This is a genomic window from Neisseria sp. 27098_8_112 (assembly GCF_041433235.1).
Taxonomy (GTDB): domain Bacteria; phylum Pseudomonadota; class Gammaproteobacteria; order Burkholderiales; family Neisseriaceae; genus Neisseria.
Map to the genome: position 1 here is coordinate 42707 of NZ_JAPWBB010000010.1, position 21544 is coordinate 64250.

The following is a 21544-nucleotide window of genomic DNA, read 5'->3' on the forward strand; positions in this document are numbered from 1 at the left end:
TAACAATTAGACCCCCCTATTATTTCAACCCATATTTTTAACCCTTTCAGACGGCCTCTTTCTCTCAAAGCCTTCTGAATCCACCGCCCCCAAAGGCATATTAACAAGAAGAAAGGAAAAACCATGAATTTGGTCTCCATCGGCACCATCGCCGGCGTCATACTCGTCGCGCTGTTTGTACTCGGCCTCATCCTGACCCGTCTGTATCGCCGCGCCAGCAAAGAAGTCTCATTTGTCCGCACCGGTTTTGGTGGTGAAAAAGTCATCATGAACGGCGGTGCGATGGTGCTGCCCGTGTTACACGAAATCATCCCCGTCAACATGAATACACTGCGCCTTGAAGTGCGCCGCGCTGCCCAACAAGCGCTGATTACCCGCGACCGTATGCGCGTTGACGTGATGGCTGAATTTTACGTCCGCGTTAAACCCAGCGCCGAGAGCATTGCGACCGCCGCACAAACACTGGGTATGAAAACCATGTCTCCCGATGAGTTGAAAGACCTCGTCGAAGGTAAATTTGTTGACGCCCTACGCGCCGTTGCCGCCGAAATGGCGATGGAAGAACTGCATGAAAAACGTGTTGATTTCGTTCAGAAAGTACAACAAGTCGTGAGTGAAGACTTGTTCAAAAACGGTCTCGAACTCGAAACCGTTTCCCTGACCGGCCTCGACCAAACCAGCTTCGAATTTTTCAACCCGCAAAACGCCTTTGACGCGGAAGGTTTGACCAAACTGACCGAAACCATCGAAGGCCGCCGCAAAAAACGTAACGAAATCGAACAAGACACCGATTTGGCAATCAAAACCAAAAACCTCGAAGCCGAGCAGCAACGCCTGAAAATCTCGCGCGAAGAAGAATACGCCAAACTCGAACAAGAGCGTGAGATTGCCGTCCGCCGTGCCGAACAAGAGGCCAGCATTGCCGAACAAGAATCTCAGAAAAAACGTGAAGCGGAAGAAGCCAAAATTGCGGCTGAACGCGAAGTGGATTTGAAACGCATTGCCGCCGAACGCGACATTAAAAACGAAGACATTAGAAAAGCCCAAGCCGTTGAGCAGGCCGAGGTTGAACGCCGCAAAGCCATCGAATTGGCCGAGCAAGACCGCGCCATCGCCGTTGCCGAAAAATCGCGTGCTGAATCCGAAGCCAAAGCCGAAGCCGACAAAGCCCGCGCCGCCGCCGTTCGCGAAGAAGAGAGCGTGATTACCGTACGCGAAACCGAACGCGCCGAGCGTGCCAAAGCGGTTGAATTGATTGCCGCAGAAGAAGCCGCGCAAAAAGATGCGATTTCGCTCACTGTTGCTGCCGAAGCCGAAAAACAAGCCGCACAAGACCGCGCAGAAGCCGTGCGTATTGCCGCCGAAGCCGAAGCCGAAAAACACCGCCTGCAAGCCAAAGGTGAGGCAGATGCCAAAATTCTGTTGGCGCAAGCGCAAGAGCAACAATACAAGGTTGATGCAGAAGGTACCCGCGCTGTAAACGAGGCTGCCAACGTCCTGAGCGTTGAACAGGTTGAAATGCAAGTCCGCCTTGCCCTCTTAAAACACCTGCCGGACATCATCCGCGAATCCGTCCGCCCGATGGAAAAAATCGAAGACATCAAAATCTTGCAAGTCAATGGTCTGGGTGGCTTTGCCGGTGGTGCAAACGGTGCGGAAGGTGTTTCAGACGGCCAAACCACACAAGCCAGCCTTGCCGATCAAATGGTCAACAGCGCCCTGCGCTACCGCAGCCAAGCTCCGTTGGTTGACGGTCTATTGAAAGAGTTGGGACTGAATGGTGGCGACATCAACGGTCTGACCCAAGGACTGGATAAAACCATCGACCAATCATAAATGAATACCGTAATAATGGTTTAAAGGCCGTCTGAAAAGTTTCAGACGGCCTTTTGTTTATACAAGGGCTTCCGCAAATTCTAATATTTTCAATACTGATCAATTCAGATCTGTTGCGGTTGCAATAAATTAGGAATTATCCACCCTGCTTTTTGTGGTTAAAAAAGATTGAGTAGGCTATTCTTAGCCAAATAACAAGACTAACTGCTTTGAAAATGATCCACCAACAATTGAGTCATAAAAACCGGTTCTACCGTTCCGATTTCAAGTTTGCCATCTACTCATCTATCGACATTTCAATACCAAGCTGCTTATCTTCAGGCAAATAAAAAAGCACAACATTTCGTTGTGCTTTTTCTTGATGAACCCACATTACTTGTTTTTTTGCGAACGAAGGTAATCCAAAGTTTTCAGCTGGGCAATGGCTGCTGCCAATGCTTTGTGCGCTTCGGCCAGAGATTTATCATCTTTGGCTGCAGAAACACCTGCCTCGGCTGCTTTTTTAGCTGCTTCAGCACGCGCCTGATCCATTTCGGTACTGCGGACGGCAACGTCTGCCAATACGGTAATCTTATCAGGCTGTACTTCTAAAACGCCACCGGAAACGGCAACCAGCACTTCTTCAGCTTCACCCGGAACAGTCAAACGCAATGCGCCGGGGCGTACCAAACTCATAATCGGCTCGTGTCGTGGATAAATACCAAGCTCACCTTGAACGGTCGGAACCACCACAAAGCTGGCTTCGCCCGAATAGATGTTTTGCTCGCTACTGACCACTTCAACTTGCATGACGCTCATGCCGACCTCCTTAGTTTAAGGTTTTCGCTTTCTCAACTGCTTCTTCGATGCCGCCTACCATGTAGAACGCTTGTTCAGGCAGATGGTCGTATTCGCCATTCAAGATGGCTTTAAAGCCGGCAATGGTATCGCGCAGGGCGACATATTTGCCTGGAGAACCTGTAAACACTTCTGCAACGTGGAACGGTTGAGACAGGAAGCGTTGAATTTTACGGGCACGCATCACAGTCAGTTTGTCTTCGTCAGACAATTCGTCCATACCCAGAATGGCAATAATGTCGCGCAATTCTTTGTATTTTTGCAGAGTAGACTGTACACCGCGCGCTACGTCGTAATGCTCTTGACCCAATACCATCGGATCCAATTGGCGCGAAGTAGAGTCAAGCGGGTCAACTGCCGGGTAAATACCCAAAGATGCAATGTCACGGCTCAATACGACGGTCGCGTCCAAGTGGGCGAAAGTTGTCGCTGGAGACGGGTCAGTCAAGTCATCCGCAGGTACATATACGGCTTGGATGGAAGTGATGGAACCTGTTTGGGTAGAGGTAATACGCTCTTGCAAACGACCCATTTCTTCAGCCAATGTCGGTTGGTAACCCACTGCAGAAGGCATACGGCCCAACAGTGCAGATACTTCGGTACCGGCCAGAGTGTAACGGTAGATGTTGTCGACGAAGAACAATACGTCGCGACCTTTACCGTTTTCGTCTTTTTCGTCACGGAAGTATTCGGCCATAGTCAAACCGGTCAAAGCAACGCGCAGACGGTTGCCTGGAGGTTCGTTCATTTGGCCATACACCATGGCTACTTTATCCAATACGTTGGAATCTTTCATCTCGTGGTAGAAGTCGTTACCTTCACGGGTACGTTCACCCACACCTGCGAACACGGACAGACCGCTGTGCGCTTTGGCGATGTTGTTGATCAATTCCATCATGTTCACGGTTTTGCCCACACCGGCACCACCGAACAGACCTACTTTACCGCCCTTAGCAAACGGACACAGCAAATCGATCACTTTAATACCGGTTTCCAACAATTCGGTAGTTGAAGACAACTCGTCGAATTTCGGAGCAGTTTGGTGAATAGCACGGCTCTTGTCGGTATCGATCGGACCTGCTTCATCAACAGGCGTACCCAATACGTCGACAATACGACCCAATGTACCTTTACCTACCGGTACAGTGATTGGCGCACCAGTATTGCTTACAGACATACCGCGTTTCAGGCCGTCTGAACTACCCATTGCAATAGTACGGACAACGCCGTCACCCAGAAGCTGTTGAACTTCCAGAGTCAGACCGTTCTCGTCCAATTTCAGGGCATCGTAAACATGCGGGATAGCGTCGCGTGGAAATTCCACGTCAACCACCGCACCAATAACTTGTACGATTTTGCCTTGGCTCATTATCGTATCCTAATTTCCTGTTCAGGCTTCAGACGGCATTAAACTGCCGCTGCACCTGCTACAATTTCTGACAATTCTGTGGTAATCGCGGCTTGACGCGATTTGTTGTACACCAAGCGCAATTCTTTAATGGCATTACCTGCGTTATCGGTTGCGGCTTTCATCGCTACCATACGCGCGGCTTGTTCAGATGCCATGTTGTCGCTCAATGCCTGATAAACCACAGACTCTAAATAGCGGCGAACCAAATATTCCAATACAGCGATAGGACTCGGCTCGTAGAGGTATTCCCAAGTAAATGAAGAATGACCTGTTCCGTCGTCAATAACGTTTTCACCGATAGGCAGCAAAACTTCCATACGCGGCTCTTGGCGCATTGTATTGACGAAACGTGAGTAAACCATATGGATACGGTCTAATTCATGCTTCTCATAACGTTGGAAGATTTCGGTCAGAGGGCCGAGCAGCAATTCCATTTTTGGGGTATCACCCAAATTGGTTGCGCTGGCAATAACATTCAAACCGATGCTTTGGCATGCAGCCAAACCTTTACTACCCAGGCACACGACTTCGACTTCGATGCCTTGTTCCTGATACTCTTGAACTTGCGCCAAAAACTTTTTCAGTACGTTTGCGTTCAAGCCACCGCACAAACCTTTATCCGAGGTAATCAAAATGAAACCGGCACGACGCACTTCGCGGTGTGGCTCCAACAATTTGATACCATGATCGGCATTGGTCTGTGCAAGATGGCTCATCACTGTACGCACTTTTTCGGCGTACGGACGCGCTAAGCGCATCCGGTCTTGAGTCTTCCGCATTTTAGAGGTCGACACCATTTGCATCGCTTTAGTGATCTTTTGGGTATTTTGAACACTACGGATTTTGGTGAGAATCTCTTTTCCGACTGCCATTTCAGACTCCTTTCATCTCAATACTTATGCTTGGTAAGCGTAAGAAGATTTGAAAGATTTCATGGCTTCGGTCAATGCTTTTTCGCTTTCGTCAGACATTGCGCCTGATGCATTAATCGCTTCCAGAACCTCAGGATGTTGCGTACGTACGAAACTCAGGAATTCTGCTTCGAAAGCCAAGGCTTTGGATACCGGAACATCTGCGTAAGAACCGTTGTTGATCGCCCACAAAGTCAATGCCATTTCGGCAGTGTTCAATGTGCTGAATTGTTTTTGTTTCATCAATTCAGTAACCACTTCACCGTGTTGCAGCTGTTTGCGTGTTGCTTCGTCCAAATCGGAAGCAAATTGCGAGAACGCCGCCAATTCACGGTACTGTGCCAACGCCAAACGGATACCGCCACCCAGTTTTTTGATGACTTTGGTTTGTGCTGCACCACCTACGCGCGATACGGAAATACCGGCATTGATTGCAGGACGGATACCGGCGTTGAACAAGTCGGTTTCCAAGAAGATTTGGCCGTCTGTAATCGAAATTACGTTGGTTGGTACGAATGCTGATACGTCACCAGCTTGGGTTTCAATAATCGGCAACGCAGTCAGAGAACCGGTTTTGCCTTTTACTTCGCCATTAGTCAGTTTTTCAACTTCGTTTTCGCTGACACGGGCTGCACGTTCCAACAGACGGGAGTGCAGATAGAATACGTCGCCAGGATATGCTTCACGGCCAGGAGGACGACGCAACAGCAAGGAAATTTGACGGTATGCAACGGCTTGTTTAGACAAGTCATCGTATACGATCAACGCATCTTCACCACGGTCACGGAAGAATTCGCCCATGGTACAACCGGAGTAAGGAGCGATGTATTGCAGTGCAGCGGCTTCAGAAGCAGTTGCAGCAACTACGATAGTATGTTCCATCGCGCCATGCTCTTCCAATTTGCGTACTACGTTGGCAATAGAAGATGCTTTTTGACCGATAGCCACATAAATACAGATTACGCCTGTACCTTTTTGGTTAACGATGGCATCCAGTGCCACGGCAGTTTTACCGGTTTGACGGTCACCAATGATCAACTCACGTTGGCCACGACCAACCGGAACCATAGAGTCAATAGCTTTCAGGCCGGTTTGCATTGGTTGGTCAACCGATTTACGCGCAATCACACCTGGTGCAATTTTCTCGATTGGAGCAGTCAATGTTGTATTGATTGGGCCTTTACCATCGATAGGACGACCCAATGCATCAACCACGCGACCAACCAGTTCGCGACCGATCGGCACTTCCAAAATACGGCCGGTACAGGTAACTGTATCGCCTTCTTTAATGTGTTCGTACTCACCCAACACTACGGCACCGACGGAGTCACGCTCCAAGTTCATGGCCAGACCGAAAGTGTTACCGGGGAATTCGAGCATCTCACCTTGCATCGCGTCTGACAAGCCATGAATGCGCACAATACCGTCTGTCACAGAAACAACGGTACCACGGGTACGCACTTCTGCATTGACGGACAGATTTTCGATTTTGGCTTTAATCAAATCGCTAATTTCAGCAGGATTAAGCTGCATGAAAACTCTCCTAATTCGTCATAGTCGCATACAAAGCATTCAGTTTGCCTTGTACGGACAAATCCAAGACCTGATCACCCACTTCTACTTTGATGCCGCCGATTAATTCAGGGGCAACTTTAGCTACCACATCCAATTTGCTGTTGAAGCGTTTTGTCAGGATATCGGTAACATCGGCCAGCTGCTGAGAACTGAGTTCATACGCGCTGTAAATTACTGCCGATTTCGTATTGTTGTGTATCAAGGTCAAATCTTGATATTGGGCATAAATTTCCGGTAATACCAGCAAACGCTTTTGCTCGGCCAAAACGGTAATAAAATTTGCCAATTCGACATTTTTGATACCGACAAGACCTTTGAGCGTTTCTGCTTTTTCGGAAGCTCCCGTTTCCGGCTGCTCGATGAAAGCAATGACTTTCTCATCTTGAACAACCGCTGCGAGTTCTTTCAGTTCGCCCAACCAAGACTCGATTTGGTTTTTTTCCTGAGCCAGACTAAACAATGCTTTCGCATAAGGTCTGGCAATCGTTGCGAACTCTGCCATAAGATTACAGCTCCTGTTTTAAGGCACTGAGCAGATCTGCATGTTTGGAAGCATCGACTTCTTTACGCAGGATAGATTCCGCACCTTTAACAGCCAATGAAGCGACCTGTTCGCGCAACACTTCGCGTGCACGGTTAACTTCTTGCTCTACATCAGCTTTTGCTTGGGCTGCAATGCGTGCTGCTTCATGAGAAGCTTGCTCTTTGGCTTCTTCTACAATTTTTGCAGCACGTTTTTCGGCGTTGGCAACCATTTCGGTTACCTGATTACGCCCTTCGGCCATAAGTTCTGCAACTTTTTTCTCCGCCTGCTCAAAATCGCTCTTACCGCGCTCGGCGGCAGCCAAGCCCTCGGCGATTTTTGCGGCACGCTCATCCAATGCTTTGGCAATCGGAGGCCATACGAATTTCATCGTAAACCAAACCAAGCCAAAGAAAACTAGGATTTGCGCAAATAAGGTTGCATTAATATTCACGTTACTTAACCTTCGTATCTGGGTTAATCAAACAGACGGTAAGCCTGTATCTGAACGGATCGCTCCGTCTTGATTACGCACCACTAAACGGGTTAACGAAGGCGAACAACAGGGCAATAGCCACACCGATCAAGAAAGCCGCGTCGATCAGACCAGCGATCAAGAACAGTTTGGTTTGCAGAGGACCGATCAGCTCAGGTTGGCGAGCAGAAGATTCCAAGTATTTAGAACCAACCATTGCGATACCGATAGAGGCACCCAATGCGCCCAAGGCAACGATCAAACCACATGCGATAGCAATCAAACCCATTTTTAAACTCCTTAAAATAATAAAGGTTAAACTACAAAAAACAAACTACAAAAAAACTACTTGATTAGTGTGCATCATGTGCCTGTCCGATATATACGAACGCCAACGCCATGAAAATAAATGCCTGCAAGGTGATGACCAAAATGTGGAAAATCGCCCAAGCCAAACCGGCAATCAGGTGGAACACAAATAAAATTGGATCCAAAGTTTCGACACTACCGGTTGACGCCCATGCACCGCCCAACAGAGCGATCAACAGGAACACCAGCTCGCCGGCATACATATTACCAAACAACCGCATACCGTGGGATACGGTTTTGGACAAAAACTCTACCAAGTTCAGCAGGAAGTTGGCTGGAGCAAGCCACGGACCGAAAGGTGCGCAGAACAACTCGTGAATCCAACCACCAAGACCTTTGATTTTGACATTGTAGTAAATACAGATCAGCAATACGCCAATCGCCAGAGCCAAAGTCGTATTCAAGTCAGCTGTCGGCACGACGCGCAACAGGGCATGATGATTACCGGTAATGCCTTGCCATGCCATCGGCAGCAAATCAACCGGCAGCATATCCATGGCATTCATCAAGAGAATCCAGACAAACAAGGTCAGACCCAACGGGGCAACGGCTTTACGAGATTGTTCGTTATGGATAATGCTTTTACACATGTCATCCACGAATTCGAACAGAATTTCAACAGCCGCTTGGAAACGACCGGGAACACCGGCCGTCGCTTTTTTGGCACCGCGCCACAAAAGGAAGCTGCCGATTACGCCCAACAGAACGGCAAAAAAGATTGCATCAAGGTTAATGAACGAAAAATCAGCAATGTTTTTCAGTCCTTGACCCTGAGTAACATCCGACATACTGGTCAAGCTTTGCAAGTGGTGCTTGATGTAGTCGGCAGCGGTCATAGTTTCACCTGCCATAGTGTTTCACTCTCAACAATACTAAAAAAACCAAATGACTGACGCCAAGAAACGCCAATAAAAATGGGTAAAATACCAGTGATCGATGCCATATCGCAAAAACGACCAACATAGATACCAGCGACAGCACTACTTTTAAAACCTCTCCGCCGATAAACATCGAACTTTGCAGATCGGGATTTCGTCGGGAAAACTTTAAAAGTAAAACTGCAACTAGGGTAGGCAAAATGTACGAAAATCCTCCCGCCAAAGCAGAGAGGAAGCCGGGCAATCCGGAAAATAACGCACAAACAACTGAAATTATTAATAATACAATTACTTGCAATGGGACTATCTGATTCATTGTACTTTGCACCCCAAAAAGCAAGGCAGGCTAATATAATCAAGAAGTTTGTTAACGTCAAGCAATATGTTAATCTTTGTGAACCTTTCATAAATAAATGATTAACACATATAAAACAAATCTTTGCTGGAATGGAGTTTAACACAAATTACATGTTGTTACATAGATTTTACAGAAGATTTTGATTTGTATTGTAAACATTTATACGCTCTACGCTTTTTCAAAAATTGAGGCCGTCTGAAAAGCTTTTTTCAGACGGCCCGTTCTGTTTATAAAGCCGTTAGAACGCTTGATTGATGCCTAACTGCTTCAGCAAATATTCGAATGTTTCCGGCGTATCAAAATGCAGCACGATTTTGCCTTTTTTCTGATTACTGGTTTTGACTTCGGCATTAACGCCCAAATGCTCGGTCAATGCATCATTGATGCGGCGGATATCCGGGCTGATGGTTTTGGCTGCTTCGGGCTTGGCTTTTTGATGCGCCAATTGGCTGCGACGTTCTACCTCACGCACCGACCAACCGTTTTTTACGGCTTTCTGCGCCAACTCCAATTGGTCAACCACATGCAAGGTCAACAACGCACGGGCATGACCCATTTCCAGACGGCGTTGATAAAGCATTTCCTGAACCGGCTCAGGCAAACTCAACAGGCGCAGGCTATTGGAAATGGCGCTACGGCTTTTACCGACAGCTTTTGCGATGGTTTCGTGGGTCAGGCCGAATTCGTCGGCGAGGCGTTTCAAACCTTGCGCTTCTTCAATCGGATTGAGGTTTTCGCGTTGCAGGTTTTCAATCAAACCCATGGCCAACGCGGTTTCATCGCTGATGGTTTTGATGACAACAGGAATTTCGGTCAAACCGGCCAACTGGGAAGCACGCCAACGGCGTTCGCCGGCAATCAATTCATATTGAGACAGACCACGTTCGCGCACGATAACCGGCTGGATAATGCCTTGCGCTTTAATGGAGTCAGCCAGTTCCTGCAAAGCTTCGTCATCAATTTGCACGCGCGCCTGATAACGGCCGGGCTGAATATCGGCAATGGCAACCGTTGTCAGGCGGTCGCTACTGCTGCTGTCCACCGCATTGGAAATCAGCGAATCCAAACCGCGTCCCAATCCACCTTTTGCTTTTGCCATATTGTTTTCCCTTTCAGACGGCCTCATTGTTGAAATGACGTATTCTATCGGATATTGCCGCTTTACGACAATTTGAATCACGATGATTTGACTATTGCCATTTATTTACGGAGCGAAACCGCAAAAACGCCCCTTAAAGCGTTGCTCAAGCGGATTTCTTCCGCATTTTCCAACATAGCGCGCGTGATGTGGGTTTCCTTGATTGTATCCGCACCTAAATATAGCTGCGGCTGCTTCAATACCGCTTGGCGCATTACCCCGTTCAAAATATCCAAATCCAAAGACGGCGTGAGCCATTGTCCTTGATATTTGACGAACACATTGCTTCTTCCGCCCTCTAACAACAGGCCGTCTGAATTGAAAAACAGGCTGTCAAATGCACCCTGCCCTTCTGCCGTTTTCCATGCTTGGTCAAAAATTTCACGGCGTGTGGTTTTGAAACGGCGCAGATAATCGCGTTGACTTAATGTGTGTTCACTCAAGATGACGTATTGTTGCCCATCCAATTCAGAAACAGCCGCATGGCTCAAGACAAGGCCGTCTGAAAACAAAGCGGCTTTGACTCTAAATAATCCACTTGGTAACGCATCTATATAGTGTTGAATTTGCTCTATTGCATTTTGAGGCCAAGTCAGGTTGAGTGCTTGCGCCGAGCTATTCAGACGGCCTAAATGTAAATCAAGCAAACGGCATTGTCTATCTTCCACGCACATGGTTTCAAAAATACCGAAATCAGGCCGCAAGTCATTGAGGAAACGCGCCTTCCAACCGCACTCGCGATATTCGGCTTCAGGATCGCTATCAATCACAATCCCCGAACCCACACCATAAACACCTTGATAAAGGCCGTCTGAAACCGGTTTCAGAGATAAGGTACGAATCACAACATTAAATACGCCTTCAAATCCCAAACCCGTATCGCACGGATGCAAAAAGCCGATGCTGCCTGTGTACAAACCGCGCGGTTCGGACTCAAGGGACTCAATAATCTGCATACTCATACGTTTGGGCGCGCCGGTAATACTGCCGCACGGGAAGGCTGCGCTGAGAATATCGGCAACCGAAACATCAGGCAGTGCCTGCGCCTCGATGGCACTTGTCATCTGCCAAACACTGCCGAAACGGGAAACTTTAAACGGTTCAGGCACGCGTACTTTGCCCGTTTGTGCGATTTTACCAAGGTCATTGCGCAACAAATCGACAATCATCACATTTTCGGCACGGTTTTTCGGGTCGTTTTGCAATTCAACGGCGCGGCGTTCATCTTGTCCGTCATGAAGAATCGGCGCAGTACCTTTCATCGGCTCGGTTGTGATCAGACCGTCTGAATCGATTTTGAGGAAAAGTTCAGGAGAAAAACACAAAGTCCACGCTTCCTGCCCTGCCCCGTCGGGCAGACAAGACAAAACGGCATACGGCACAGGCTGACGCAAACGGCGGTAAAGCTGAATCGGATTGCCATAAGTTTGTAGGTGCAGGCGTGCGGTGTAATTGATTTGATAGGTATCGCCGCGGCGGATGGCCTCGTGGATTTGGCGGATATGCTCGAGATAATCGGCTTCGGATACGGAGAATCGGGGAGTGGAGATGCCTGCCGCCAGGCCGTCTGAATGATTGGCCAACCAGCTTTCGGCATCGATTTCAGAACAATCGGCAAACCAGTGCAAACGTAGACTGCCACTGCGGCCAGATGGAATATCCATCAGCGGCAACCCAAATTCGTAGTCTACAAACAACACTGCATGCAAACCCTTTTTCCAGCCGGCTTGCAAAATACTTGTTAACGAATCCAGTTCGTTATGATAAAACCGATGGCTTTCCACATGATTTTGATAGAGTTTTGCACGACCGCTTACCGCATCGTCGAACAGGGCGAAATAAGGCATGATGTATGATACAAATAGGCTGATTATACGCTGTTTTTACAAAAATTATCAAACAAACCGGAAAAAATTGCTTATGTGTAATTTTATGTAGGCTAATACAGCATAAAGAGGTAAAATCAAGTCATACCACACCATATCATTTAAAACTTAATCGATAAGGAGACTTTATGGCAGACCACCAATTAGAACCGTTCGAGAATGTTGAACTGGGCGAGAAACAAGACCAGCTGCAAGTATTCGAAAAGGCTGTTTTGGAACACGAAGGACGCGGCACTGACGAAGATTCCAGCAGCGCACCGCTTCCTGCCAACTACCCGTACAAACAACGTATGCGCCGCTCTGTTTACGAAAAAGAAAAACAGAAGCTGCAAATCGAATTGTTGAAAGTACAAAGCTGGGTTAAAGATTCCGGTCAGCGTATCGTCAGCCTGTTTGAAGGCCGCGACGCAGCCGGTAAAGGCGGTACCATCAAACGCTTTATGGAACATTTGAATCCGCGCGGCGCACGCGTTGTCGCACTGGAAAAACCGACTACTACCGAACGCGGCCAATGGTATTTCCAACGCTACGTCCAAAACCTGCCGACCGCAGGCGAAATGGTATTCTTCGACCGCTCATGGTACAACCGTGCAGGCGTAGAACGCGTAATGGGCTTCTGCGAACCCAACGAATACCTGCTCTTTATGCGTCAAACCCCTGAATTGGAACGTATGCTTGTTGCCAGCGGCATCCATCTGTTCAAATTCTGGTTCTCCGTATCCCGCGAAGAACAACTCCGTCGCTTCATCTCCCGTCGTGACGACCCACTGAAACACTGGAAACTGTCCCCTGTGGATATCCAGTCACTCGACCGCTGGGACGACTACACCGAAGCCAAAAACGCTATGTTCTTCCACACCCACACCGGCGACGCGCCTTGGGTCATCATCCGTTCCGACGACAAAAAACGTGCACGTTTGAACTGTATCCGCTACTTCCTGCATCAACTGGACTATCCGGGCAAAGACGTGAAAGCCATCGGCAAAGTGGACGAGAAAATCGTTTTGGTTCCTGATACACGTTACAAAGACAAAACTGTCGAGCTCGGACACGATTAATTTGTAACATTACCAAAGGCCGTCTGAAATTTCATCTTTCAGACGGCCTTTTCTTAATCCTCGCGATTCCAATACGTTTTTTGTGCAAATACCAATTTATTGTCAGTGAATTTTACATTATCCAAATTCAACGCCCAGACATCACTTTTCATCACTCTGGCAGCAGGATGCGCTTTGTAATACAAAGACTGCGCCGCTTTCAAATCTGCTTCATCCTCAATCAAAGCGGCAGTCGCCGCAAACTGAATGCCGCTGATTTTCGTGATACTGTCAGGTTGTCCGGCAATGGTACCGGCTACTTTGGCAGAACGGCTCATCATTCCGCCATGTTTCGTTTTCAAAGAAGTCAGCACAATCAATCGGGCATTCGCCTCATCAAACACATAAAAACAGCAAGCTGCCCAAACTTCGCCCTCTTCCGCAGCAGCAATACTGATGACATGATGATTGCTTAAAAACTTCACTATATTGGCAGGAATCGTTTGCATGGCTCTTATCTTCATTCTCAGTCGTAACTTATACTCAGGCCGTCTGAAACATCAACCCTGCCAGCGCGGCACATCGTTTTGAATGATACCGAACAAGTCCAAAGCATGAGAGACGCTGTGTGTAATCATATCTTCGATGGATTCGGGCTTCTGATATAAAGCTGGAACGGGAGGAAACACAATACCGCCCATCTCTGTCACGCGGCGCATATTTTCAATGTGCGCCAAGTTTAACGGTGCTTCACGCACCATCAATACCAATTTGCGCCGCTCTTTCAACGTTACATCCGCCGCACGGCTGAGCAAATTATCGGCAAATCCGTGAGCAACCGAAGCCAAGGTTTTCATTGAACACGGCGCAATCAACATTCCATCCGTCAAAAACGAACCGCTGGCAATGCTTGCCCCGACATTACGGACAGAATGCACGACATCCGCCAAAGTATAAACGTCTTCTTTGGTGTAATCTGTTTCCAAAGCGCGGGTCATCTCCGCTCCTTGCGAAACCACCAAATGTGTTTCTACCTGATGCTCACGCAAAAGCTGCAAAGCCTTCACGCCATACTGAAAACCGCTGGCACCGCTGATGCCGACAACCAAACGCTTCATTGTATTTCCCTGTCTCGGCCTAAAGATAAATGAAAGGCAGATTCTCAAGACGAAAAAATAACCGCTAAAAAGCGGTTAGATTTTCTAATGTGGTGCCGACAGCGAGATTTGAACTCGCACAGCCTACGGCCACTACCCCCTCAAGATAGCGTGTCTACCAATTCCACCATGTCGGCATAAATCAAATTGTCTTACTGCTGCTGAGGATTCGGTGCAACAGGAGTTGTATTGTTTTGTGCAGGCGTTGCAGGCTTAGGAGCTTGCTGGGTCTGCTTCACATCGCTGAAGTCTAAACCGTGCTTATTGGAGTGAGTGTGAATATACACCATTGCCATGCAGGTCGCAAAGAAAAATGTTGCAGCAACGGCAGTCGAGCGGCTGAGGAAGTTGGCATTACCGGCAGAACCGAATACGCCTTGCGCGCTACCGCTGCCGGAACCGAATGTTGCGCCGGCATCCGCACCTTTACCGTGTTGTAGCAATACTAACACGATTACAAATAGAGCGGAAATAATATTAATAATCCAGATAAGGGTTTTAAAGGCTTCCATATGTTTTCTACGAGGCTTGTGCTGCGTTGATGATGGCGGTAAAGGAGTCATATGATAATGACGCGCCACCAACCAATGCGCCGTCTACATGAGGTACTGCGAAGATGTCGGCTGCGTTATCCGCTTTCACACTTCCGCCGTAAAGAACGCGGATTTTAACATCGCTTCCGCACAAAGACAAGATTTCTTTGTAGATAAATGCGTGCATGTCGGCGATTTGTTCGACGGTGGCGACTTTGCCTGTACCGATCGCCCAAACCGGCTCGTAGGCAACGGCGATGTTTTTGGTGTTCAAACCTTGCAGGATGGAAAGCTGGTGGGCAATGACTTCGTGTTCTTTACCGGCTTCGCGTTCTTCCAAGCTTTCGCCGACGCACAACAATGGAATCAGGCCGACGTTGAGGACGTTTTCCATTTTGCGGCGTTGGATTTCGTTTTTCTCGCCGAAATAAAGGCTGCGCTCGGAGTGGCCGATGAGGACGATGTCTGTACCGATGTCGGCAAGCATTTCGGCGGACACTTCGCCGGTGTACGCGCCGTTATTCGGGAAACGGCTCACGTCTTGCGCACAGGTCAAGATGCGGTTGTTCAAAACAATCTGCATGGCGTTGTGCAGTTGCAACAGATAAACGGTCGGAGCGGCCAGGCCGATTAACACGCGTTCTGCGGTTGGCATGACACGGAAGCGGTGCATAAGCGCATTGTTGTTTTGGAGTCGGCCGTTCATTTTCCAGTTGCCGATAACCCATTTTTGGTCCCACATTCCGATTTGGTGATACATCTTTATTGCTCCGTGTGTTGGTTGTTGCTTGCTGTAGCGTCGTGTAATGTGAAAGTTTAGTGGATATATGTGCGCTTGGCAATTATTAACAAGCCTCCGGGGCCGTCTGAAAGATGGCACACTCTCCGACAAGGATTTATAATGTATGTTTCGATAAAATTAAGAATTGAACGGAGCACAAATATGGACTTTGAAAAAGCGCGTTTCAATATGGTTGAACAGCAGATTCGTCCGTGGGATGTCTTGGACTTCGACATTTTGGATGCTTTGGAGGAGATCGGGCGCGAACATTTTGTCGGCGAGGCTTTTCAAGGTTTGGCCTATGCGGATATGGAGCTGCCGCTGGCCAACGGCCATAAGATGTTGGAACCCAAAGTCGTTGCCCGCCTGGCTCAAGGTTTGAAACTGAAAAAAGACGAAACCGTCTTAGAAATCGGTACAGGCTCAGGCTATGCAACCGCCCTGCTGTCCAAACTGGCCGGCAAAGTCGTAACCGATGACATCGATGCCGAGCAGCAGCAACGCGCCAAAAAAGTTTTGGACGAATTGGGCTTTGCCAACGTCGATTATGTGCAAAACAACGGCCTGACCGAAGCATCGCAAGGCGCTCCTTTTGATGCGATTTATGTGGGCGGCGCAGTAGACAGCGTACCTGAAATTCTGAAAGAGCAACTGAAAGACGGCGGCCGTATGGTGGTCATCGTCGGCCGCAAACCGATACAACGAGCGCTTTTGCTGACGCGTAACGGCAACGAGTTTTCCGAAAAGGTATTGTTCGACACTGTCGTAGCCCACTTGGAAGACAAATCGGCCAATCCGTTCGGCGATTTCGATTTTTAAACAACAGGCCGTCTGAAAGTTCAGACGGCCTCATACTTTCATATTCTACCCTATGACCGACATCATCCAACTCTCGCCCACCGAATTGAAACAATGGCAGGACGAAGGCCGCGCATTTCATCTGCTCGACGTCCGCACCGATGAAGAATACGCCATCTGCACCCTACCCGCCGCCATTCATATCCCGATGAACCTCATCCCCCTGCGCCAAAACGAGCTGCCCGACGACGATTTGCCCATCGTCGTTTACTGCCACCACGGCATCCGCAGCCTGCACACGGCAATGTATTTAGAAGATGCAGGATTTGAAAACCTCTACAACCTGCAAGGCGGTATTGATGCTTGGGCAATGCAGGTGGACAGCAAAATGATGCGGTATTGAATCGGCTTTATCAATAAAAGGCCGTCTGAAACTGGATTTCAGACGGCCTTTTTCAAACCTTTCTGCTTACGCTTGTAAGCTAGCGACAAACTGCTGTACGGCCGGCACAGCCAAAATCAACAGCAATACCAATACGGCTTTTTCCATACGGTTGAACTGGCAACTTCCGTAGTGTTTCTTTTGCGAATAGAGAAACAGCAATACGCCGGGCAAATAGAGCAAGACTGAAAGCAGCAAATATTCCGTGCCTGCCGCATAGACAATCCAAGCCGCATAAAGCGATGCTGCCGCACCGATAAGGCGGTATTTTGCCACAGCCTTTTGTGTCAGCGATAATTTGAGCAAATATGCCCCAATTAACAGATACGGTATCAAAATCATGGAAGTCGATACCATCAGCAAAGCAGAATAATCCTCACCTTTTAACCACACCAGCAATAGGCAAAACTGCACGGTCAAGGTGGTAAACATCAACGAACCCTGCGGCACTTCGTTTTTATTCAACGGGATAAACGATTTTGGAAATGCGCCGTTTCTCGCACCCATGTGCGGAATCTCGGTCGCATACAGCGTCCAGCTTAAATAAGACGACAACACAGACACAATCAGGCAGGAAGAAATCAATACTTTACCCCAAGGGCCGACCATGTGCGCCAACACGCCCGCCATAGACGGATTAGCCATTGCTGCAATATCCATACGAGGCAAAATGCCTTGAGCCAAGACAGTAATTGCCACATACATGGCCAGCGTCAAGCTGACGCCGATAATGGTTGCTCGACCGACATCAGCACGACTTCGCGCATGCTTGGACAAAACCGCCGCACCCTCAATACCGGTAAACACCCACAACGTAATCAGCATTGTGTTTTTCACCTGCGTCATCAGGCTGACATCAGGATTTTCAGGCGTCGCAAGGCTCGCCCCTGTCCAATCGGACATAAACACTTCGGTTTGAAAGAAATAGGCTGCCATACCGATAAATAAAATCAGCGGAAATACTTTGACTGCCGTCGCAATCAGGTTTACTCCTGCCGCTTCTTTAATACCGCGCACTACCAACCAGTAAATCAGCCACACAATTACTGATTCTCCAACAAAAGCAGCAAATGTGTTGCCTTTACCGAAAATCACGTTGCCCGGCGTATCGACAAATCCGCCTACTGCTTCAAACGCAACCACCAAATAGCCGACAATACCGACCGTGGTGCAAAGCCAATAGCCCCACGCCGAGAAAAAACCCATCAAATCGCCGAAGCCGTCGCGAGCGTACGTATAAATACCACCGTCCAATTCAGGCTTAAGTTTGGACAAGGCCGAAAATGACAGGCCGAGAAAGATAATGCCCACACCGGTAATCAGCCAACCCAACAGCAAAGCCTGCGAACCTGCAACGGCAGCCATATTCTGCGGCAGGCTGAAAATACCCGAACCAATCATGGAACTGATAACCAAGGCCGTCAGTGCAACCAAGCCGATTTGAGATTTTTGCGACATGTTTATTCCTGATTTTTATCATTATGTGTTTGTGAAGCGACGGCATTACCGGCTTTTTTAGCCTGTTCTAACCGTATCAAAATATTATGCAGCCACTTTCAGACGGCCTTAAATCCTTGCGCCAACGCACGGATATGTTCAGGTGCGATACCACAGCACCCGCCGATGATTTCCGCACCCAAATCCGCCCATTGTCTCGCCCATGCCAAATAATTTTCCGGCGTGGCATCGGCGCGAATCGGGTCCAAACCGTCGTTGGCATCGTTCATCTGTCCTTTTACCGGTTCAAATGCATTGGCGTAAACACCCAGTTTCAGACGGCCTTGGGCTTCATGTGCCACTTTCAAAGCTTCTGCCATTACTTCAGGCTGACTGCAATTGAACAACATTGCCGCCGCACCTATTTCTACCGCGAAATCCGCCGCCTCGTGCACGTTTTCCCCCGAACGCAACACCGGTACATCATGCGGCATCGTATCTTCCAAAGTAAACGACACCCAAAACGGCTTACCGTCATCAGGCAGACTGCTGCGCCAGAAACGCGCTTCTTCCAAGCTGGATACAGTTTCTGCCAACCAAATATCAGCAAACGGCATCAAACCCGATATTAAAGGGCGCGCCAAAGCAGGTGCGACTTGCTTGTCAAACAAGTCAGGGCGGTAAGAACCGAACAACGGCGGCAGGCTTGCGGCCACTTTTGCAGTAGTTCCGCTTTGTTCCACCGCTTCACGCGCCAAACGGCCGGCCTGCCTTGCCCATTCGGCAGCTTGAGCATCAAAGCGCTCCTGCCCGATATGAAACGGAACAAGCGCATAGCTGTTGGTCGTAATCACCTGTGCGCCGGCCTGGAGAAAATCCAAATGCGTTTCACGCACAATATCCGGTGCTTCCATCAAAGCCAAAGCAGACCATTCCGGCTGACGAAACGGTGCGCCGCGCCGATGCAGTTCACGCCCCATTCCACCGTCTAAAATCGTTACCGTCATGATCGACCTCCAATGATGAATTTTTAAAATCGCCATTCTACGCTTTTTTAACTCCTTACCTTTAATTTATACAGAACTAAATTATGCAGTTTCGTTATATAAAAGGCCGTCTGAAACTGGATCTCAGACGGCCTTTGCAATTATTTCACAAACCGTGCATCTGCCATAAACGGCCGTGTAGCGGCTGGTTTGGCGGAATAGAAGCGGGAGAAAGTGCTGTCGATTTTAGTCTGTATCGGCTTACCGTCCAATGTTGCCGATGCTTCCAATTTCACACCACCACCACTGGTTTCGCCCAATTTCATATTTGGCAACGTCAGTTTGGCAATATTGAGTTTCACATTTTCCACTTTGGTATCGGGAGACATCAGCTGTTTGCCGACCGGACGGATTTTTTCACCCTCATCATGAGGCGCGGCACCACCGTTGTCATCAACCACGCCGATATTAATCAATCTGGCAGACGCCAAATCCATCTTGCCGTTTTTGACCGGAATACCGACAAACAGTTTTACGCCGCGATGAATGAACGTATTGTCCCGCCACTGAGTTTGGCCCTCTTTCGGCGGTTTGGTTTCTGCCGCCACCGAATAAGTGCGGCCCATAATCATCAATTTATAACCTGGAATTTTTTTCGAACCGAATCCATCAGTGATATCTTCGACCAGTTGCGGAGCAGTCAGGGTTTCGTTTGCCAAAATACGGGCTGAAGTTTCTGCCAAATGGGCAGGCTTGCCGTCTATGGTCAATGCCTGTTCATGGCCGAAATCAGACGCAAATGCAGGCACGGCGGCCAGCGCGGCGGCCAATGCTAGAATACGGATAGTTTTCATTGCAGACTCCTGATAAAAATGTAATTGGGTTGATTGCCCGTCAAAATCCGGGCAATATTGATTGGAGTCTATATTTTTATATAAATGATACAGATTATCAAGAATATTTGTATTTTAAAATAAAAAAGATAGTGTAATAATATGTCCACGTCTTTTACACTATCTTTACATTTCACTTAGGCGCAATTACTCAAACCTGCTGATTTTTCAGCAGGTTTTGTTTTTAGGTTTGTATCTTCAAAGGTTACTGGTTTTTGCTCATGTATCTTTCCGGCTCAAAGTCTTTCCCTGTCTTTATCAAGTTGTAGGCGATGACGGCAAGTTTGCGCATCAGGGCGACTATGATTTGCTTCGGCCTTTTGCCGTTAGCTTTCAATCGGCTCACAAAAGGGGCAAAAGTTCGGCTGCGGTAGGCGTGCATGGCTGGCATATAAAGGGCAGTTCGTAGTCGGCTGCTACCGACTTTTGATATACGCTCTCTGCCTTTGACGCTCGTGCCTGATTTGAATTGTTTGGGGTCTAGTCCGAGATAGGCGGTAAATTGCCGCTGGTTTTCAAATCGGTCTTGTTCGGCCAATACGGTTAGCAGAGTGTCGGCCGTGTTGTCGCCTACGCCTGTGATGGTCTTAAGGCGGTTTCTGTTTGCCTTGTAATCGGGATAGTCTTGATGGAATTTGCCGATTTTTTCCTGAACGGCCTTAATCTGCTTTTGCAGATGCCTGATTGTGTCTTCGATGAGTGGGGCGAGGTAGTCGGGCGCGGTGTGTAGTTTTGTTTGTTCGGCGGCTTTTTGGGCTTTCAACCGCTGGCAGTATTGGTTAAGTTCTTTGAGTTTGGTTTGTGCTTCGCTTGGCTTTTGCCACGCTCGCGGCTTCATATCACGGCAGTATTGGGCAATTAGCCTTGCGTCCAGTCGGTCGGTTTTTGATCGTTGCAGCTTGGCATTGCCGTAGCCTTTTATCTTGCGTGGGTTTTCCACGCTCATAACGTAGCTTCCGGCCAAGTAATCGGCGGCAGCTTCGTAATATTTGCCTGTTGCTTCGCAGCAGCAATGTAAGGCACTGGTTACTCCGCTCTTTTTCAACCATGATTTGAGTTGCTCAAATCCTGCTTTGTTGTTTTTAAACTGCCGTTCAAAAAAAATGCCGTCTGAAATCAGACAGCAATCTAAGGTGTCTTTTGACACGTCTATACCTAGGTTCATGGTTTTTTTGCCTTATGGATACGGGCTTTACGCCCTAGATAGTGTACAAACTTGGGTAGGGAATCGCCCGCGCTTCAGTCTTTTTTGCGGCCTTGCGGCCTTGCCGTACTTGGGAAGT

General features: G+C 48.3%; 23 protein-coding genes and 1 tRNA gene. 4 read left to right on the forward strand and 20 right to left on the reverse strand.

From position 1 onward, the window contains the following. Nucleotides 1-123 precede the first annotated feature (123 nt). A complete protein-coding gene (locus tag O3682_RS07745) occupies nucleotides 124-1836 on the forward strand; it encodes a flotillin family protein (protein ID WP_004519001.1) in 1713 nt (570 codons plus the stop codon). Between the two features lie 372 nt (nucleotides 1837-2208). On the opposite strand, the gene O3682_RS07750 is transcribed toward O3682_RS07745, so the two are convergent. The 11 genes from O3682_RS07750 to O3682_RS07800 all read right to left on the reverse strand — a co-directional run bounded on the left by O3682_RS07750 (nucleotide 2209) and on the right by O3682_RS07800 (nucleotide 12158). Beyond that, on the reverse strand, nucleotides 2209-2634 hold the full coding sequence (locus tag O3682_RS07750; RefSeq protein WP_004519002.1) for a F0F1 ATP synthase subunit epsilon: 426 nt from the start codon (nucleotides 2632-2634) through the stop codon (nucleotides 2209-2211). A gap of 10 nt (nucleotides 2635-2644) precedes the next feature. Next, a complete protein-coding gene (gene atpD / locus O3682_RS07755; RefSeq protein ID WP_003748111.1) occupies nucleotides 2645-4042 on the reverse strand; it encodes a F0F1 ATP synthase subunit beta in 1398 nt (465 codons plus the stop codon). Between the two features lie 38 nt (nucleotides 4043-4080). Next, the gene (gene atpG, locus O3682_RS07760) at nucleotides 4081-4956 is read right to left on the reverse strand and encodes a F0F1 ATP synthase subunit gamma (protein WP_004519003.1); all 876 of its coding nucleotides are present in this window, start codon (nucleotides 4954-4956) and stop codon (nucleotides 4081-4083) included. Between the two features lie 24 nt (nucleotides 4957-4980). Further along, nucleotides 4981-6528 carry a F0F1 ATP synthase subunit alpha gene (atpA, locus tag O3682_RS07765; RefSeq protein WP_003676111.1) on the reverse strand — a complete coding sequence of 516 codons (1548 nt, stop codon included), beginning with the start codon at nucleotides 6526-6528 and terminating at the stop codon, nucleotides 4981-4983. A 10-nt stretch (nucleotides 6529-6538) separates the two neighbouring features. Next, a complete protein-coding gene (locus O3682_RS07770) occupies nucleotides 6539-7072 on the reverse strand; it encodes a F0F1 ATP synthase subunit delta (protein ID WP_004519004.1) in 534 nt (177 codons plus the stop codon). 4 nt (nucleotides 7073-7076) lie between these two features. Next, nucleotides 7077-7547, reverse strand: a complete 471-nt coding sequence (locus O3682_RS07775) for a F0F1 ATP synthase subunit B (RefSeq protein ID WP_003708446.1) — start codon at nucleotides 7545-7547, stop codon at nucleotides 7077-7079. A gap of 73 nt (nucleotides 7548-7620) precedes the next feature. Further along, nucleotides 7621-7857: a F0F1 ATP synthase subunit C gene (atpE, locus tag O3682_RS07780; protein WP_004519005.1), complete on the reverse strand. Its 237-nt coding sequence runs from the start codon at nucleotides 7855-7857 to the stop codon at nucleotides 7621-7623. A 64-nt stretch (nucleotides 7858-7921) separates the two neighbouring features. Next, complete coding sequence (gene atpB / locus O3682_RS07785; protein WP_003748099.1) at nucleotides 7922-8788, reverse strand: F0F1 ATP synthase subunit A; 867 nt, start codon at nucleotides 8786-8788, stop codon at nucleotides 7922-7924. Further along, entirely contained in the window at nucleotides 8778-9131 is a 354-nt protein-coding gene (locus O3682_RS07790; protein WP_049331704.1) for an ATP synthase subunit I, read from the reverse strand. The genes atpB and O3682_RS07790 overlap by 11 nt, the downstream gene beginning before the upstream one ends. Nucleotides 9132-9411: 280 nt before the next feature. Further along, complete coding sequence (locus O3682_RS07795; RefSeq protein WP_150536963.1) at nucleotides 9412-10272, reverse strand: ParB/RepB/Spo0J family partition protein; 861 nt, start codon at nucleotides 10270-10272, stop codon at nucleotides 9412-9414. Nucleotides 10273-10373: 101 nt separating this feature from the next. After that, nucleotides 10374-12158 (reverse strand): bifunctional chorismate-binding protein/class IV aminotransferase, encoded by a 1785-nt coding sequence (locus tag O3682_RS07800; RefSeq protein ID WP_371509424.1) that lies wholly within the window; start codon nucleotides 12156-12158, stop codon nucleotides 10374-10376. A gap of 167 nt (nucleotides 12159-12325) precedes the next feature. Here O3682_RS07800 and ppk2 point away from each other — a divergent pair, with 167 nt between their 5' ends. After that, nucleotides 12326-13255, forward strand: coding sequence for a polyphosphate kinase 2 (gene ppk2, locus O3682_RS07805; protein ID WP_371509425.1), 930 nt, complete (start codon nucleotides 12326-12328; stop codon nucleotides 13253-13255). A gap of 53 nt (nucleotides 13256-13308) precedes the next feature. Here the strand turns inward: ppk2 and O3682_RS07810 are convergent, their stop codons facing one another. The 5 genes from O3682_RS07810 to tpiA form a co-directional block, all read right to left on the reverse strand. Further along, nucleotides 13309-13743 carry a pyridoxamine 5'-phosphate oxidase family protein gene (locus O3682_RS07810; RefSeq protein WP_371509426.1) on the reverse strand — a complete coding sequence of 145 codons (435 nt, stop codon included), beginning with the start codon at nucleotides 13741-13743 and terminating at the stop codon, nucleotides 13309-13311. 51 nt (nucleotides 13744-13794) lie between these two features. Further along, nucleotides 13795-14352, reverse strand: a complete 558-nt coding sequence (locus O3682_RS07815; RefSeq protein ID WP_371509428.1) for a UbiX family flavin prenyltransferase — start codon at nucleotides 14350-14352, stop codon at nucleotides 13795-13797. 90 nt (nucleotides 14353-14442) lie between these two features. After that, nucleotides 14443-14528: transfer RNA gene (locus O3682_RS07820), tRNA-Leu, on the reverse strand. 15 nt (nucleotides 14529-14543) lie between these two features. Further along, nucleotides 14544-14903, reverse strand: coding sequence for a preprotein translocase subunit SecG (gene secG / locus O3682_RS07825; protein ID WP_036492092.1), 360 nt, complete (start codon nucleotides 14901-14903; stop codon nucleotides 14544-14546). Nucleotides 14904-14910: 7 nt separating this feature from the next. After that, nucleotides 14911-15684 (reverse strand): triose-phosphate isomerase, encoded by a 774-nt coding sequence (tpiA, locus tag O3682_RS07830; protein WP_004519014.1) that lies wholly within the window; start codon nucleotides 15682-15684, stop codon nucleotides 14911-14913. A gap of 183 nt (nucleotides 15685-15867) precedes the next feature. Between tpiA and O3682_RS07835 the strand changes: the two genes are divergently transcribed. Then, a complete protein-coding gene (locus O3682_RS07835) occupies nucleotides 15868-16524 on the forward strand; it encodes a protein-L-isoaspartate O-methyltransferase family protein (protein ID WP_371509430.1) in 657 nt (218 codons plus the stop codon). A 52-nt stretch (nucleotides 16525-16576) separates the two neighbouring features. Continuing rightward, a complete protein-coding gene (locus tag O3682_RS07840) occupies nucleotides 16577-16906 on the forward strand; it encodes a rhodanese-like domain-containing protein (RefSeq protein ID WP_371509432.1) in 330 nt (109 codons plus the stop codon). Nucleotides 16907-16972: 66 nt separating this feature from the next. Here O3682_RS07840 and O3682_RS07845 read toward each other — a convergent pair whose 3' ends face one another. The 4 genes from O3682_RS07845 to O3682_RS07860 all read right to left on the reverse strand — a co-directional run bounded on the left by O3682_RS07845 (nucleotide 16973) and on the right by O3682_RS07860 (nucleotide 21426). After that, nucleotides 16973-18403, reverse strand: a complete 1431-nt coding sequence (locus tag O3682_RS07845; RefSeq protein ID WP_371509434.1) for a basic amino acid/polyamine antiporter — start codon at nucleotides 18401-18403, stop codon at nucleotides 16973-16975. Between the two features lie 98 nt (nucleotides 18404-18501). Beyond that, nucleotides 18502-19389: a homocysteine S-methyltransferase family protein gene (locus O3682_RS07850; RefSeq protein WP_371509436.1), complete on the reverse strand. Its 888-nt coding sequence runs from the start codon at nucleotides 19387-19389 to the stop codon at nucleotides 18502-18504. Nucleotides 19390-19529: 140 nt separating this feature from the next. After that, a complete protein-coding gene (locus tag O3682_RS07855) occupies nucleotides 19530-20222 on the reverse strand; it encodes a hypothetical protein (protein ID WP_049351302.1) in 693 nt (230 codons plus the stop codon). Between the two features lie 244 nt (nucleotides 20223-20466). Further along, a complete protein-coding gene (locus tag O3682_RS07860; RefSeq protein ID WP_371509437.1) occupies nucleotides 20467-21426 on the reverse strand; it encodes a transposase in 960 nt (319 codons plus the stop codon). Nucleotides 21427-21544 lie beyond the last annotated feature (118 nt).